Annotated in this window: 14 protein-coding genes and 1 pseudogene; 10 read left to right on the plus strand and 5 right to left on the minus strand. The window is 50.3% G+C overall.

The features are described 5' to 3' along the window. Positions 1-127: 127 nt before the first annotated feature. The 9 genes and pseudogenes from flhC (at position 128) to KGFNPO_RS12165 (ending at position 8,655) form a co-directional block, all read left to right on the plus strand. Positions 128-700: a flagellar transcriptional regulator FlhC gene (gene flhC / locus KGFNPO_RS12125; protein ID WP_472634464.1), complete on the plus strand. Its 573-nt coding sequence runs from the start codon at positions 128-130 to the stop codon at positions 698-700. Next, the gene (locus tag KGFNPO_RS12130; RefSeq protein WP_472631526.1) at positions 697-1,521 is read left to right on the plus strand and encodes a class I SAM-dependent methyltransferase; all 825 of its coding nucleotides are present in this window, start codon (positions 697-699) and stop codon (positions 1,519-1,521) included. The genes flhC and KGFNPO_RS12130 overlap by 4 nt, the downstream gene beginning before the upstream one ends. Before the next feature lie 186 nt (positions 1,522-1,707). Beyond that, the gene (gene motA / locus KGFNPO_RS12135) at positions 1,708-2,568 is read left to right on the plus strand and encodes a flagellar motor stator protein MotA (RefSeq protein WP_472631527.1); all 861 of its coding nucleotides are present in this window, start codon (positions 1,708-1,710) and stop codon (positions 2,566-2,568) included. Between the two features lie 24 nt (positions 2,569-2,592). Next, positions 2,593-3,522 (plus strand): flagellar motor protein MotB, encoded by a 930-nt coding sequence (gene motB, locus KGFNPO_RS12140; protein ID WP_472631528.1) that lies wholly within the window; start codon positions 2,593-2,595, stop codon positions 3,520-3,522. A 50-nt stretch (positions 3,523-3,572) separates the two neighbouring features. Continuing rightward, entirely contained in the window at positions 3,573-4,121 is a 549-nt protein-coding gene (locus tag KGFNPO_RS12145; protein ID WP_472631529.1) for a chemotaxis protein, read from the plus strand. A 63-nt stretch (positions 4,122-4,184) separates the two neighbouring features. Continuing rightward, positions 4,185-4,550 carry a response regulator gene (locus tag KGFNPO_RS12150; RefSeq protein ID WP_472631530.1) on the plus strand — a complete coding sequence of 122 codons (366 nt, stop codon included), beginning with the start codon at positions 4,185-4,187 and terminating at the stop codon, positions 4,548-4,550. Between the two features lie 61 nt (positions 4,551-4,611). Then, positions 4,612-6,720, plus strand: coding sequence for a chemotaxis protein CheA (cheA, locus tag KGFNPO_RS12155; protein WP_472631531.1), 2,109 nt, complete (start codon positions 4,612-4,614; stop codon positions 6,718-6,720). Between the two features lie 297 nt (positions 6,721-7,017). Then, positions 7,018-7,440, plus strand: a pseudogene (locus KGFNPO_RS12160) (MCP four helix bundle domain-containing protein); the annotation flags it as partial. A gap of 78 nt (positions 7,441-7,518) precedes the next feature. Continuing rightward, positions 7,519-8,655 (plus strand): methyl-accepting chemotaxis protein, encoded by a 1,137-nt coding sequence (locus KGFNPO_RS12165; protein WP_472634465.1) that lies wholly within the window; start codon positions 7,519-7,521, stop codon positions 8,653-8,655. Positions 8,656-8,964: 309 nt separating this feature from the next. On the opposite strand, the gene ppa is transcribed toward KGFNPO_RS12165, so the two are convergent. The 5 genes from ppa to hemC all read right to left on the minus strand — a co-directional run bounded on the left by ppa (position 8,965) and on the right by hemC (position 13,676). Next, the gene (gene ppa, locus KGFNPO_RS12170) at positions 8,965-9,504 is read right to left on the minus strand and encodes an inorganic diphosphatase (protein ID WP_472613224.1); all 540 of its coding nucleotides are present in this window, start codon (positions 9,502-9,504) and stop codon (positions 8,965-8,967) included. Positions 9,505-9,602: 98 nt separating this feature from the next. After that, positions 9,603-10,799 (minus strand): heme biosynthesis HemY N-terminal domain-containing protein, encoded by a 1,197-nt coding sequence (locus KGFNPO_RS12175; RefSeq protein WP_472631533.1) that lies wholly within the window; start codon positions 10,797-10,799, stop codon positions 9,603-9,605. A 3-nt stretch (positions 10,800-10,802) separates the two neighbouring features. After that, the gene (locus tag KGFNPO_RS12180) at positions 10,803-11,909 is read right to left on the minus strand and encodes a uroporphyrinogen-III C-methyltransferase (protein WP_472631534.1); all 1,107 of its coding nucleotides are present in this window, start codon (positions 11,907-11,909) and stop codon (positions 10,803-10,805) included. Further along, a complete protein-coding gene (locus KGFNPO_RS12185; RefSeq protein ID WP_472631535.1) occupies positions 11,902-12,684 on the minus strand; it encodes a uroporphyrinogen-III synthase in 783 nt (260 codons plus the stop codon). Before KGFNPO_RS12185 ends, KGFNPO_RS12180 begins: the two co-directional genes overlap by 8 nt. Then, positions 12,681-13,676 carry a hydroxymethylbilane synthase gene (hemC, locus tag KGFNPO_RS12190; RefSeq protein WP_472631536.1) on the minus strand — a complete coding sequence of 332 codons (996 nt, stop codon included), beginning with the start codon at positions 13,674-13,676 and terminating at the stop codon, positions 12,681-12,683. The genes KGFNPO_RS12185 and hemC overlap by 4 nt, the downstream gene beginning before the upstream one ends. A 143-nt stretch (positions 13,677-13,819) precedes the next feature. On the opposite strand from hemC, the gene ppc reads away from it, so the two are divergent. After that, entirely contained in the window at positions 13,820-16,687 is a 2,868-nt protein-coding gene (gene ppc, locus KGFNPO_RS12195) for a phosphoenolpyruvate carboxylase (protein ID WP_472631537.1), read from the plus strand. The last annotated feature ends 51 nt before the right edge of the window (positions 16,688-16,738 follow it).

The raw sequence follows: 16,738 nt of genomic DNA on the forward strand, positions 1-16,738 counted from the left end.
TTTGTTCCGCCCGGACGAACGCGTTGCTGCTCTCGCTATGACTCTTACAACCGTCCTGCATCGCATCCTGCCAGAAGCGTCCAAATCGACAACTAATCTTTTACATATTTTTAAAAATACAACCATTATGGCCAAGAAAAGCGTCATAACCGAAGCTAATGAAATTAAGATTGCGATCGAACTCATTAACTTAGGGGCGCGACTTCAATTGCTTGAGACCCAAACCTCACTTTCGCGCGAGCGTTTGCTGAAGTTATATAAAGAGATCAAGGGTTCTTCACCACCAAAAGGGATGCTACCCTTCTCTACTGACTGGTTTTTAACTTGGCAACCAAACATTCACGCATCACTATTTATCAATATTCATAAATATCTTATTGATCACGCTGGGGTCTCTGGTGTGATGGCTTTGACTAAAGCGTATAAGCTTTATCTTGAACAGATACAATCTCATACTAAGTCGGGTGAGGAACCGGTGTTTTCTTTAACCCGTGCATGGACATTGGTACGTTTTTTTGATAGCAAGTTGCTTACGACCGCATGCTGCGTCAAATGTGGTGGTAATTTTATTGTGCATACACTTGATTTAAGTAACGACTATGTGTGCGGTCTTTGCCATATCCCTTCACGCGCCGGAAAAACCAAAAAAATCAAAGAAAGCGAATCGATATCCGCGATATCAGATACATCGCAGACTTGATCACCGCAAGGGAATGTATTTTGATTAATAGGGGTTCGTTTTCTACTCTTGCAAGAAACGCTAAATGTTTTGTTAAAATTCCGGCTTCTCAGGCCCTTTTCATTCAATTTATCAGTTTTATTTTCGTATTTATATTGTTTGCCAGCATTGGGCTATTATTTAGCATACGCAGTAACATCATACTAGCCTCCTTGATTCAGGGCGCTGTAGCAATGTCTCTCTCTTATCGCCATCAGATGGCTTCATGGTGGTGGCCGATACAATTCATCTTCCCTTGCGCAATAGTACTGACGCTTGCGCTGCAAATTCCATCCGGATTTTTCCTTGTTTTTTTTATATTTTTACTTGGGTTCTTCTGGACAACTTTCCGTACCCAAGTTCCGTTTTACCCATCAAGCGTCAAAGTTTGGGAATCAATTGAAAAACTGCTCCCTCATGACAAGCAGATTCGGATGATAGACATTGGCAGTGGCTTGGGTGGGGTAATCCTGCATCTGGCTGTGCGACGCCCTGAAAGTATATTCATTGGCATTGAATTGGCACCTCTGCCTTGGCTACTGAGCGCGTTGCGTGCTGCATTCAGAAAAAGCTCTGCGCGCTTTATACGAGGCGATTACGGCCATAGATCCCTTACTGAATATGACGTGGTCTTTGCCTATCTATCACCAGCGGCAATGTCAACCCTGTGGCAAAAAGCTGTTCGTGAAATGAAGCCTGGAGCACTATTGCTTAGTTATGAGTTTTCAATCCCCGAAGCAAATCCCAGCATCATTATCTCTTCAGAATGTGGTGGGCCCAATCTTTACGGCTGGCACCTGTAAAGAACTTTTTTGTTTCGTTCTAGTAAGATTTTTACTCAAGTTTGTGTAGTATGTGCCGTTCACAGCACCATTAAAGCTTTATTACGTCCATAGGCAGTCTGTAGCTGCAAGTCACGTTTTTACATCAAAAATGGTGATGTGTTAATAGATCCCTTTGCCCCGACTTGATTGCTGGAGAGTCCCAACGTGTTAGTAATTTTTGGATACATCATTGTTATCGCCTCCGTTTTTGGTGGCTTTGCCATAGCGGGTGGACATCTAGCCTCACTTTTACAGCCAGTGGAGTTATTGATGATTGGTGGTGCCGCTAGTGGAGCATTCATCGTTGGCAACAATAGCAAAGCAATCAAGTCAACCATTAAGGCATTACCTACTGTATTCAAAGGCTCAAAATACAATAAAGCCCTATACATGGAATTAATGTCCTTGCTTTTTGAAATATTAAGCAAAGTCCGCAAAGAGGGGTTGATGTCTATTGAAGGTGATGTTGAAGTACCGGAGCAAAGTCCAATTTTTAACAAATACCCGAATATTCTCAATGATCACCACATCGTGGAGTTCATGACGGATTACTTAAGATTGATGGTTTCTGGAAATATGGACGCCTTCCAGATCGAAAACCTGATGGACAATGAACTGGAGACGCATCACCACGAAGGCGAAGTTGCTGCAAACTGCATTGCTAAAGTTGGAGACGGCTTACCAGCTTTCGGTATTGTTGCTGCAGTCATGGGTGTAGTACATACAATGGCATCTGTGGGCCTACCTCCTGCCGAGTTGGGCATCCTGATTGCAAATGCGTTGGTAGGAACATTTCTGGGCATTTTGCTAGCATACGGATTTGTGGGTCCACTAGCAGGACTGTTGGAACAAAAACTGCAGGAGTCTTCAAAAATACTGCAGTGTGTAAAAGTAACCTTACTCGCTAGTCTGAATGGCTACGCCCCTGCACTGGCAGTTGAATTTGGCAGAAAAGTATTGTTTTCAACTGAGCGCCCAACTTTTATTGAGTTGGAAGAGCACGTCAAGCAAACCAAATCAAAATAAACATAAGTTTTTTCAGGAATTGATATGGCTGATGACGCACCACGCCCAATAATTGTTAAGCGTATTAAAAAAACTATAGGCGGTCACAATGGAGGGGCCTGGAAAATAGCTTATGCTGACTTTGTTACGGCTATGATGGCATTTTTTCTTTTAATGTGGCTCCTTGGCTCCACCTCAAAAGGCTCATTACAAGGTATTGCCGAATATTTCCAAACACCACTTAAAGTAGCAATGGCAGGTGGCTCTGGGAGCGGCGATAGCTCAAGCATTTTGCCAGGCGGAGGCAAAGACCTGACTCGGCAGGATGGCCAAATCAAACAAACTCGTATTGCTGCAGAAAAGAAAAAATATGACCTGAAAGATGCAGAAAAAGCACTTGAAAAAATTGATGCAAGTCGACTGAAAGGCCTAAAAAATCTTATTGATGCCAACATAGCAGCTCACCCGGTGCTGAATCAATTCAAAAATCAATTATTGCTGGACATTACCACTGAAGGTTTGCGAATTCAAATTGTTGACGAGCAAAACAGACCCATGTTTTCTTCTGCAAAAGCTGATCTGAAACCATACACCAAGGTAATCCTGCACGAAATTGGTGCAGTTCTGAATCAAGTCCCAAATAAGATAAGTTTGTCTGGGCATACTGATTCAGCCCCCTATTCAAGCGGAGAAAAAGGGTACAGCAACTGGGAACTCTCAGCTGATCGTGCCAATGCATCCCGCAGAGAATTAATTGCCGGCGGCATGGAGGAATCAAAAATTGTCCGCGTAGTTGGACTTTCTTCCGCAGTGCTTTTCGATAAAAAAGAACCTCTGAATCCTATTAATAGACGCATCAGTATTATCGTGATGAACAAGAAAGCTGAAGAAACCGCCACTAGGGATGGCGGTGTTATCGAAGTGGCGAATGAACCGTTAAACCAGCAAGAATTTACCAAAACAATTAAAAACTGAACCTTTACGTTCTTTCTTATATTGTTTTTTGCCAAGAACAGGATAAATGCATGGCAAATAATAAAATATTGGCGCCACAACTTAAAGACCTGCTATCCGATGTTTCTAATCATGGCAATCAACATCTTTTGGAAGTAGAAGTTGACTTGATTCAGACTACGAACTTGCTTGGAGAAGCAATTGACAAACTGGTTAATAGTTTTACATCAATTAACGAAGCAGTAAATTTCCAGCAAGAAGCCGTCAATCTGCTTCTTGCTGGAAAACGGCCATCGCCCGAAGATATCGAGCGTCTGAAAAAAATTCATTTAGAAATTGGAATGCATGTTAATGAGGCAGTTACCAGCATGCAGTTTCAGGACATGACGAATCAATTGATTGGCCGAGCGGTAAAGCGTGTGGTAGCACTCAGAGACGCGCTGGCTTCACTGGGCAATACGGGTGCTCAAATGATCCCTGAGAGTGGCGGTGAAGAAATTATTGCATTCTTGAACGGAATAAATAATGCATTAGTTGTACGAAATATTGAGCTTGAAGGTGCGCTACGTAAAGTAGTCAATCAAAGCAAAATGGACAGCGGTGATATTGAATTGTTTTGATGGCCTTGATTTTTATAGCGGCTGATATTTGACCTGTAGATATGCGAAGAAAGTGAAATAAAAATGGGTAAAACAATACTTGCGGTAGATGATTCAAGCTCACTAAGACAGATGGTCTCCTTTAGTTTGAAAGCTGCCGGATATAAGGTAATTGAAGCTGTAGATGGTCGTGATGGACTCGACAAGGCAAAAAACCAGATAGTTGATTTAGTTTTGACTGATCAAAATATGCCGCGCATGGATGGTTTGGCCCTCATTAAGGCATTACGTGAATTAGAGAGTTACCAGAAAGTACCAATTCTGATGCTAACCACGGAGTCGAGCGGCGAAATGAAAGCACAAGGACGAGCGGCAGGCGCGAACGGTTGGCTGGTTAAACCATTTGATCCTCAACGCTTGATAGAAGTGGTAAAGAAAGTGATCGGCTAGTGATCTACTCACCGATCAACGCTATGGCAATCTTGTAAAAGAAAAAAGGCAAAGGCCAATAATGACTATTGATATGAGCCAGTTCTTTCAGGTTTTCTTTGACGAGGCAGAAGAACTGCTTGCAGAAAAAGAGCGCTTACTTCTTGAAGTTGATTTGGCAAACCCCGATAAAGAATATCTAGATGCCATTTTTCGTACTGCGCACTCCCTCAAGGGAGGAGCCTCAACTTTCGGTTTTACCGATATGGCGGACATAACGCATGTACTTGAGTCCCTGCTCGATAAAATTCGCAAGGGTGAAATGACATTAAAAACAGAACATGTGGACGCATTCCTCGCTGCTAAGGATGTTCTGAAAATGCAACTTGATGGTCATAGAAATGGCGCGAAGGTTGATTTGGATGCTGTTGAAGAGGTTCGTACCAGATTGGCATTGCTTTCGCAAAATATTAAACCGAACACGCCATCGGTAGGTGCAGCACCCATTCATGTGATCCCGGCTGAAACACTTCGCCCAAACAAGGGTAAACAGCTTCACAAAATTCATATCGGTCTGCCCAGCATGCCGGAACGCGACTTAAAGTCGCTGGCAGCTGAATTGGCCTTGCTCGGAGAACTGGAACAAACACCACCCGACACACAGCCAGTTGTTTTCACCCTGCTCACAGCGGAGGACACAGAAGAAATCATATCCATTTGTGCTTTCATACTGGACCCTGATGACCTGAAAATATCGGAAGAATCTGTTTCCTCAAATGCAGACGCGACACAATCAGAGAATGACAATGGTTACGGATTCTTCGACTCGATGGCCGAGTTAGGCATAAATACTGAGAAAAGTTCGCCAAATCGGCCTTCCGAACTTACTCAAAACATTTTGGATAATGTCTCCGCTACTCCGAGCGTAGACCTGGATGAAACCGCGCCCGAAAAAAAGCATGATTTCAAATCGCGTGAAACAGAAAAAATCCATGTCAATCACGAATCGTCATCAATTCGCGTCAGCATTGAGAAAGTAGATCAACTGATCAACCTGGTGGGAGAACTGGTCATCACCCATGCAATGATTGAACAACGCATAGACGGACTTGATCCGATTGTGCATGAACGCTTGTTAAACAGTGTCAATCAGTTGACCAGAAATACACACGACCTCCAGGAAGCCGTCATGTCTATCCGCATGCTGCCTATGGACTATGTATTCTCCCGATTTCCACGCATGGTAAGGGACTTGGCAGGCAAGCTCAGTAAAAAAGTTGAATTCATTACGCACGGAGCGTCAACCGAACTCGACAAAGGCTTAATTGAACGAATTGTCGATCCTCTGACGCATCTGGTGCGTAATAGTATTGACCACGGCATAGAAACAACCGATATCCGTCTGGCTGCAGGTAAGAATGAAACTGGAAAACTTTCACTTTCTGCTGGCCATCGAGGAGGAAAAATCGTCATTGAGGTTAGTGATGATGGTGGTGGCCTCAACCGTGAAAAAATTCTAGCTAAGGCAACGCAACAGGGATTAAATATTCCTGATGGTATTTCGGATGCGGAAGTCTGGCAATTAATTTTCGCGCCTGGGTTTTCTACTGCAGAAATAGTCACGGATGTATCGGGACGCGGCGTCGGCATGGATGTCGTCAAACGGAACATTACAGCCATGGGCGGTATTGTCGAAATTCGCTCCGCCAAAGGTTTAGGCACCGCAATTACTATCTCATTACCTTTAACCCTGGCGATTCTGGATGGAATGTCCATTAAAGTCGGTGATGAGATATATATCCTACCGCTCAATTTTGTCGTTGAATCTCTGCAACCGATACCGGGTGACATCAAGGAAATCAGCGGTCAGGGACGTGTCGTCAAGGTTCGGGGCGAATATCTGCCATTGATTGCGCTCTACCAAATATTTGCAATTACTCCACGCTATACCGATCCATCTCAAGGAATAATTGTAATTCTTGAAACGGATGGTCAAAAAATTGGTTTATTAATCGACGAACTTATCGGCCAGCAACAAATCGTCGTTAAAAATCTTGAATCGAATTATCGTAAAGTGAGTGGCATTTCCGGTGCCACCATACTTGGCGATGGCGGAGTGTCCTTGATACTTGATGTAGCAGCACTTTTTTTGTCACATCAAAAACAAAGCGCCGAATCGATGGATTTTTGAAAGCCAACTATTATCCTGAAAAACATAATCCATATTTAATGGCTCTCGCTCATCTTCTATATTTAACAAAAATAGGGAGATAAGATTCAACACTAATCACATATTTAGTCAAAGGACGAATGCCAAGTCTGCTAAATATTGAAGAATACCTACCATGGAGACGTTGTTCTTACTATTTTTACAGGACTGCATAATAAGCAGATATCAAAAAATTAAAAAAATGAGGGGACATATATGAATCTGCGTAATCTGCGTATTGGCAATCGTCTTAATTTAAGTTTTGGCACCATATTAGTGATGTTCATTATTGTTTTATCCGCAGCAACTTTGATGACGAAAAGAAGCAGAACTGAATTGATTGGCGGATTTAACGCAATCAATGAAAAAGTGGCTCTGGCTTCAGCGATGAAAAGTGCTTTACTCGAAGGCGGTATTGCCATGCGCAATATCGGTCTGCAATCTGACCTCCAGAAGATGCAGTCCGAGTATGAAGAAGTTAAAAAACAACGTAAATTGTATATCGGCATGCAAGGCAAACTTGCCGCCATCGGCCTTACGGATGATGAACAGAAACTCATTCATAATCTGACCAAAATAGACAATGAACTTGATGCTCATGTCAAAGAGGTGATTCGAGCAGTACAAGCCTTCGACAGTGATCGAGCCATTAGTGTCATTACGTCCAGCGTGAACCCCTTAAATCATCAGGCTGTAGCTGAAATTAATAAACTTATTGATGCTCAACAGATCAAGAGTCGCCAAATAATCGACCGTAATGTCGCGACCGGAAACAATCTGATGTATATCGTAATTGCGATTGGAATGATTGCTCTGGCGTTCGGTGGCATATTCTCATGGCTTATCACCCGCAGTATCGTATTGCCTTTAAAGTCGGCGCTAGGTGTCGCAAATCACGTCGCAACAGGAGATTTGACAACCGCCATCGAAACCAGTGGAAAAGACGAGATAGCGCAGTTACTTGATGCACTCAAGCTCATGAATACCAGCTTGATCAGCACGGTAGGAAAAGTCCGCCACGGCACCGACACCATCGCCGTCGCCTCGCACGAAATCGCTTCCGGCAATGCCGACTTGTCCTCGCGCACCGAATCCCAGGCCAGTTCGCTGGAAGAAACCGCCAGCTCGATGGAACAACTGACTGGCACCGTAAAGCAGAATGCCGATAACGCGCGCCAAGCCAACCAACTGGCCGCCACCGCCTCCACGGTGGCAGTCAAAGGCGGCCAGGTGGTGTCGCAAGTGGTCGACACCATGGGCTCGATCAAGGCCAGCTCGCGCAAGATCGCCGACATCATCAGCGTCATCGACGGCATCTCGTTCCAGACCAATATCCTGGCGCTGAATGCGGCGGTCGAAGCAGCCCGCGCCGGCGAGCAGGGGCGCGGCTTTGCGGTGGTCGCCACCGAAGTGCGCAACCTGGCGCAGCGCAGCGCCAGTGCCGCGAAGGAAATCAAGACCCTGATCGACGATTCGGTACGACAAGTCGATCAGGGCAGCAAACTGGTGGACGACGCCGGCCACACCATGAATGAAATCGTCAGCTCGGTCAAACGGGTGGCCGACATCATGAGCGAGATTACCGCCGCCAGCCAGGAGCAAAGCGACGGCATCGAACAGGTCAACCAAGCCATCGGCCAGATGGATGAAATGACGCAACAGAATGCGGCGCTGGTGGAACAGGCGGCGGCGGCTGCCGAAAGCCTGCAGGATCAGGCTGCGTCGCTGGCGCAGGCGGTCAGCGTTTTCAAGCTGGGCAGCGAAACTTCGGCGATGCTGTTGCAGCGTGCGCCTGCGGCAAAAATTCCGGCGCCTGCCAAAACCGTCTCAAAGCAAAAAGCCATCACGGCTACAGCCGCGCCAAAATCTGGAAAAAATCCGGCTGGCGCGAACAGTGACGAGTGGGAAGAGTTCTAAACCAGAGCACGAGCAGGACCGCCGTTACATGTGAGAAAGGGAGCCTTCGGCTCCCTTTCTGGTTTTGCTCTCAAAAACTATGTTATCAATCTTTGAATTCTAATAATACAACGTGCCGTATTATTAAAAGCCCAATGATTATATGTGGCAATATACCTATTTCTCGGCATACTCCCATATTAACGTGCGTGCCGGACCGGATACAGAACCGACATCGGAACTTAGGAATTCGCTTGAATTTGAATCCTCAAATAACTCGATGGATTTATCGAAATCCATGGGCTGTCAACTGCAGTTCAGGGCAATTCTTTATTTGGATTTTGCATTATTGAAAGCCTCGACGCCTGCCATGATCTCTGCCTTGGCTTCGTCCGGGCCTGCCCAGCCTTCAATTTTTACCCATTTGCCCTTTTCGAGATCCTTGTAATGCTCGAAAAAATGCTGGATTTGATTCAGGCGTAATACATTCATATCTTCCGGCTTTTGCCAGTGGGTGTATATCGACAGGATCTTGTCCACCGGTACCGCCAATACTTTGGCATCTTCGCCGCCGTCATCCGTCATTTTAAGTACGCCAATTGCACGGCAACGCACCACCACGCCTGGAAAAAGCGGGAATGGTGTAATCACCAGCACATCAACCGGGTCGCCATCACCGGCGATAGTGTTTGGAACATAGCCATAGTTGCAGGGATAGTGCATGGCGGTGCCCATGAAACGGTCAACAAAAATCGCGCCAGATTCCTTATCCACCTCGTACTTGATCGGATCGGCATTCATCGGGATTTCTATAATAACGTTGAAATCGTTGGGTAAATCGCGGCCGGCAGGGACTTTATTCAGGCTCATGGTGTTTTCTCAGAAAGTTTAGAAATTTGATTGGCGAATAATTATAGCGATTTTCAGCAGTAAATTTTGCATTGCAACATAGCAGGCTTACATTCCGATTACAGCATGGTGGCCAGCGCGCAAAGACGGTAATGTGTCGCTGCCTGCTCGGTCTGATTCAAGGCGTCATGCAGTTGCGCCAATTTCAGATGTGCTTCACGCACCAACGTCGCTTCAGTCGCATCCGACAGGGCCTGCTCCAGATAGCGTTGCGCCTTGCCCCATAATTTTTGCTTTAAACACAACGCCCCGAGCGTGAGCACAAGCTCGGCATCGGTTGGACGTTTTTTGATCCAGGCTTCGCAATATTCAATCTGGGCCAGCAATGCAGGATCACCTTTGGCAGCGGCAGATTCGCGATATGCGCGTACCAGGCGCGCATCCCAATCAGCACTCAATGCTTTCTCCACCACTTTGCGGGCATCGTCATGTAAACCCAGGATATTAAATGCGGTGGCAGCACGCACCGCGACAAACGGTTTTTTCTGATCTTCGTCGGGAATATTCCACAACACACGACGGATCGAGTCCGCATCATGGCTGCGATTTGACAGTGCATCAGCATATGCCAACTCGCGCAGACGACCAGACAATGCAGGATGCAATACTTTATTCCTGTCCAGCAATTGCACCAGGCGCAATACTTCAGGCCAATTCTTAGCCTGTTGATTGGCCTTCAGCGCCAGGCGTAACGCATGAATATGCCGGGTACCGCTGGTATTGAGCTCTTTTACCGCCTCCAGAGCAGCTTCAGATTGATGGTCATCGACTAGCAATTCGATGGTTGTCATAAGGCGGGCAGTATTGAGCGACAGATCATGCTGCGTCATGGATAGCCAGGCATCGCGCCGTTCAGGCTGGAGCATTCTGTGCGCGGCCCGAGCACCGATCAAAGCTGCCAAACCGGCATTATCCGGCAAATTTTCAGCCAGCTTAGCTGCTTTTTGAGCTTGGCCAAAACGACCTTCAAATAGTGATTTCAGGGCATCGCGCAGGGCTTGGTTACCGTCATGCTCACGCCGCGCCTGGCGATAAGCAGCAACACGCCCGGGCATTTTCTGCGTCATGCGAATAGTGCGCAGCAAGAAATACAGCGACAGGAACAGCAGTGTAATCAGCAGCAGAAAAAAATTCAGCGACAAATCAATCCGGTACGGCGGATAGAACAGCACGACGTTACCAATATTAAAGCGTGCGGCAACAGCAAGGCCCACGGCAATGGCCAACAATAAGAGAAGCCTGAGAAACAATCCCATATATTACCGCTTCGCTTTGTAGTTACGCACTGCGTTAAGGCTGTTAGTCAGGGTCGGCATCTCAATTGACAAGTTGCTGCCCTGCACTTGCTTAAGCAATGCTTGCACAGTCTGCGTGCGCTTGGCGCGGGTATCGAAGTATTTGGTTATGGCGTCTTGCGAAGCGATCATGTCGCTGCGAAATGCGGATTCGTTACGCGACAATAGCGCCAACCGGGCATTCAGCAAGCGCAGCTTGAGGTTTTCCCTGGCGTAATATTCCTGCGTCGGCGATAGCAATAGCGCCTCGGGCGATTCCACGCTACGTATGCGTACCAACTGCTGCAAATCGCCCCACATCTCGGTTGAAACTTTTTGCCATACATCCTCTAATTTCAGCATCCATTGCGCGCCAACACTTTGATTGACTGCGCTATCTGCCTTGGCTGCCTTGACATTCTTAGGCGCTGCTGATCTTGGCTTCGGTGTTGGTGGCTTTTCATCCGCTAGCAAGGGTATCGTGTCGATTTGTGCGATGACGCTGTCAAGACGCAACGCAATCCCGGTCAGATCCAGGTTGGGCAGGGATTTCAGCTTTTCGAGGTCGCTTGCAATGGCGCGGCGTATCTGGATAAATTGCGGCTTGTCCGAACTGGACAAACGCGTATCGGCATTTTGCAAGGCAATTAAGGCGCCTGACACATTGCCAGCCAATTGCAGTTGCTGGCTGGCAGTAGAGAGGACCTGTTCGATTTCGGCCAGAGCCCATTCATCGCGGGTCCTGGAAAAAGCTTGATACAGTTGTTCCAGTGCCAGTTGCTGGCTCTGTGCCTCCACCTGTTTGCTTTCCAGTACATTTACCTTGGCTTGTATTTCTTTCAAGCTTTCCAGGCTTGTCTTGGCCACTAACCTGGTTTCACTATTGATAGAGTCGGCACTTTGCAGGCGACGCGCGAGCTCTTCGCGCAAATTGCCAAACTCTGTTTTCGCGGTCCACCACTGCGCTGCGATTAAAAGCAGTAGTACCAGTAATCCAATCGGCAGCAGCAATTGCATCAATTTATTGCCCTTGGCCGCAGCGGCAGGCTTGGCTGACGGATTATTTTCCAGAGGTTTCGGGGTCTCATTCATGGCTGGATTGTAACGCGGCTAGCAGTGGTTCGTCGCCTGATCCGGTCAGGGTGACATTGTCGAAACACAAGTTTTTGGCAACTTCCGCAATACGGCTATGCGGAACGATCAGGTGTTGCTGTTGCATTTTTACAACGCTTTCTGTGCCTGCAAGCCGTTCAACCATGGCTAACAGGATGCGCAAAGCTTCGGAGCTGGTGATGATCCAATCGCATTCGACATCCAGCAATCTCTGCAGTTGCTCCAGAACTGCCGCACTCGGTTCCGGAGCGCTGCGCCGGTAAGCGGCAACCTGGGTGACGCTGGCGCCGCTCTGGCGTAACGCGTCCGCCAACAATTCACGCCCGCTCTCGCCGCGCACGATCAGCACCTGGCTGCCGCGCAAGGCCTCGATATCCAGCACTTCCAGCAAAGTTTGCGAATCGGTTCGCAGCGGGTCACGCGGACAATGAATGGTGGCATTGGCGTCACTCACGCCATGCTCGGCCAAAGCGGCCCGACTACCCTCTCCCACCACCGCAATAGCGACTTGCGCCGGCCAATGCGACAGATGGGAAAACGCGGCATGAATCGCATTCGGGCTCACGAACGCCACCATCGAGAACTGCGTCAGATCGGCCAGCGCCGCTTGCAATGCGGTGGTATCCGGCAATGGATGAATTTCCAGCAAGGGGAATATGGCGGCGGCACGGCCCATGGCCGTCACTTGCTGCGCAAGCGCCCCGGCCTGCGCAATCGGGCGGGTAATGACGACCGGCTTACGCACTTTATTCATTCCACGTCGTCTGAAGCGCACGCTGCAAGTATCCCTGCTGCATCTTGCGCAGCCAGTGCTTCAGCCACCTGGCGGCCGAGAGCCTCCGGCGCATCGGCGGGGCCAAATGCCTCTGCTGTTGCCATCCGCTGGCCGTCCGGCGTAGCCACCATCGCACGCAAGCGCAAGGTAGTCCCGTCCAGCGTAGCAAACGCAGCCAGCGGAATCTGGCAACTGCCGCCGAAGACCCGCGATACTGCGCGCTCGGCCAACACGGCCTGGGTCGTTGCCTGGTGCGCCAGCGGCGCCAGCCAGGCTTTCAGGTCGGCGCGCTCGGAATGGATCTCGATTGCCATCGCGCCTTGTCCGGCTGCCGGCAAGCTTTGCTCCGGTTCCAGCACGCAACGGATGCGCGCAGCCGCACCTAGCCGCATCAAGCCCGCAGCAGCCAGGATAATTGCTGCGTATTCGCCGCGGTCGAGTTTGCCCAGCCGGGTATCGAGATTACCGCGCAATGGCCGTATCACCAGATGCGGGTAGCGGGCGGCGATCAAGGCTTGCCGGCGCAAACTGCTAGTGCCCACTACGGCACCGTGCGGCAGCGCGTCCAGCGACGCGTAATCGTTGGAGACGAAAGCATCGCGCGGATCTTCGCGCTGCATCACCGCTGCCAGGCAAAAACCGTCCGGCAGGGTCATCGGCATATCCTTGAGCGAATGCACGGCAAAATCGGCCCGCCCTTCACTCATGGCGACTTCCAGCTCCTTGATGAACAAGCCCTTGCCGCCCACTTTTGACAATGCGCGATCAAGAATCTGGTCGCCGCGCGTGGTCATTCCTAGAATTTCGATGCTGCACTGCGGATATAATTCGGATAAACGGGAGCGCACATACTCGGCCTGCCACATGGCTAGACGGCTTTCGCGCGATGCGATTATCAACTTGGAGGGAGAGGATAGTTTCAACACGGGCTCTTTCGATGAATTATTTTCTATGGATTTTCTACGGATCATTTCGATTTAAAAGGCTTGGATGAATGCTCAAATCCATGCCATTGCGCAAATGCTTGAGGCCAAATGTTATCACGCGTCCACTTGCCATTCATGGCTAAAGGCCATTTCCATCACCAGATCAAAACGGATTGCATTCGTTCACCATGGCTAAAAAAACCACCAGTAACAGTAACGGGCACGCCGCCAACAAAAAGACCGTCGACAAGGATGCCCCGCTCAAGGATGACATAAGGCTGTTAGGCCGCCTGCTAGGCGATGTGCTGCGCGATCAGGAGGGCGATGCTGTCTACGATGTGGTGGAAACCATTCGCCAGACCGCAGTACGTTTTCGCCGCGATGCAGAAACCCAGTCCGGCGCCGATCTGAATAAGCTGCTCAAGAAACTCACCCGCGATCAGACCATTACGGTGGTGCGCGCTTTTTCCTACTTCTCGCATCTGGCCAATATCGCTGAAGACCAGCATCACAACCGGCGTCGCCGCGCACATTTACTGGCCGGTTCCGCGCCGCAACAGGGCAGCGTCGCCTTTGCCTTGTCCAGGCTCGATGATGCCGGCGTATCCGGCGATGCCGTTCGTGATTTTTTCAAGCAGGCATTGATTTCACCGGTATTGACCGCGCATCCAACCGAAGTGCAGCGCAAAAGCATTCTGGATGCGGAGCGCGAAATCGCCCGCCTGCTGGCCGGGCGCGACCATCCGATGACACCCAAAGAGTTGGCCGGCAATACCGAACTGCTGCATGCGTGCGTCGTCACCTTGTGGCAAACCCGCATGCTGCGCAACTCCAAACTGAGCGTTGCCGACGAGATCGAGAATGCGCTGTCCTACTATCGCATCACATTCCTGCACGAGTTGCCTGGCTTGTATAACGATATCGCAACCGAAGTCGCCACCCAGTTCCCATCCCATGCCAAACCGTCCGACACTCCGGCCTATCTGCAGATGGGCAGCTGGATCGGCGGCGACCGGGATGGCAATCCGAACGTCAATGCCGACACCATGCAGCATGCGCTGGGACGCCAATCTACCACCATCATCGAATTTTACCTGGGCGAAATTCATCTGCTCGGGGCAGAACTCTCCAGTTCTGCTGCGCTGGTTGAGGTCTCACCGCAACTGCAAGCGCTGGCGGATGCCTCGCCCGACACTTCGGCCCACCGCGCCGATGAACCTTACCGGCGCGCCCTGGTTGGCATCTATGCACGGCTGGCTGCAACCGCACGCGCGCTGGGCGTAACCAACATCCTGCGCCATGAAATCGGCCACGCGGCACCCTACTCGGCAGCTACCGAACTCACCTTTGACCTCAACATCGTCGCCGAATCGCTGAAATCGCATCATGCCGCCGCCTTGATCAAGCCGCGCCTGTCGTGCTTGAAGCGGGCCACTGAAATATTCGGCTTCCATTTGGCCACCCTGGATATGCGCCAAACTTCAGACGTGCATGAAATCGTTCTGGCCGAACTGTTCGCCCATTCCGGGGTGGAAAAGAATTACACCGCACTGCGCGAAGAACAAAAAATCGCCTTGCTGCGCCAAGAGTTGACCCAGCCGCGCCTGATGTATTCGCCCTACATTGCCTACTCGGACCAGACCAATTCGGAATTGTCGGTGCTGCGTGCGGCACGCGAGATCCGGCACCGTTTCGGCGACCGTGCGATCCGCAATTACATCATCTCGCACACCGAAACCGTGTCCGACCTGCTCGAAGTGCTGCTGCTGCAAAAGGAAACCGGCTTGCTGCGTTCGCAATCGGACCCCGATGTACTGCCGGCAGGCGAAGCCAGGCACGACCTGATGGTGATTCCGCTGTTCGAGACCATCCCCGATCTGCGCCGCGCTGCCGCGATCATGCAGGAATTGATGGCGCTGCCGGAATTTGCCCGGCAACTGGCGCAACAAGGCCAGCTGCAAGAAGTCATGCTGGGCTATTCGGATTCCAACAAGGATGGCGGCTTTCTGACTTCCAACTGGGAACTGTACAAGGCTGAAAACGCGCTGGTCAAAGTATTCGATCACGCCGGCGTCAAGCTGCGCCTGTTCCACGGCCGCGGCGGCACGGTAGGGCGCGGCGGCGGCTCCAGTTACGAAGCGATCCTGGCGCAACCGCATGGCACCGTCAACGGCCAGATCCGCTTGACGGAACAAGGCGAAATCATCGCCTCCAAGTTCTCGAATGCCGAAATCGGCCGCCGCAACCTGGAGCTGCTGGTAGCTGCGACGCTCGAAGCCAGCCTGATGCCGGCCATATCGGATTCGGACGCACGCCATACCAAAAAGCTGCAGGAGTTCGAACACGTGATGGGTGAGCTGTCCGAACGCGCGTATGCGGCCTACCGCAATCTGGTATACGAAACGCCGGGCTTTACCGATTATTTTTTCTCGGCCACGCCGATTGCCGAGATCGCCGAACTCAACATCGGCTCGCGCCCTGCCTCGCGCAAATCGACCCGCCGCATCGAAGACTTGCGGGCAATTCCATGGGGCTTCTCCTGGGGCCAGTGCCGTTTGCTGCTGCCGGGCTGGTATGGTTTCGGCAGCGCCGTATCCGAATGGATGAACGATGGCGATGAAAAAGCGCAAGCCAAGAAAGTCGCCACTCTGCGCGCGATGTTTCGCGAATGGCCGTTTTTTGCCACGCTGCTGTCGAATATGGACATGGTGCTGGCCAAAACCGACCTCGCAGTCGCCTCCCGCTACGCCGGACTGGTAGCCGACAAAAAGCTGCGCACCAGCGTTTTCAACCGGATTGTGGCGGAACACGAACGCACCACGCAATGTCTGGAAACCATCACTGGCGCCACCGAACGGCTAGCCGGCAATCCCTCGCTGGCGCGCTCGATCCAGAGCCGCTTCGCCTATCTCGATCCGCTCAATCACTTGCAGGTCGAACTCATCAAGCGGCACCGCGCCGGGGCCACCGATCCCGACAAAATCGACCAGCGCGTCCATCGCGGCATCCATTTGTCGATCAACGGGATTGCGGCAGGGTTGCGCAATACCGGTTGAGCCAGTAGCGTAGGCCTCCGTGCCTGCGGCCCGGCCGCAGGCACGGAGGCC

It is taken from the genome of Gelidimonas diazotrophica (assembly GCF_055694025.1).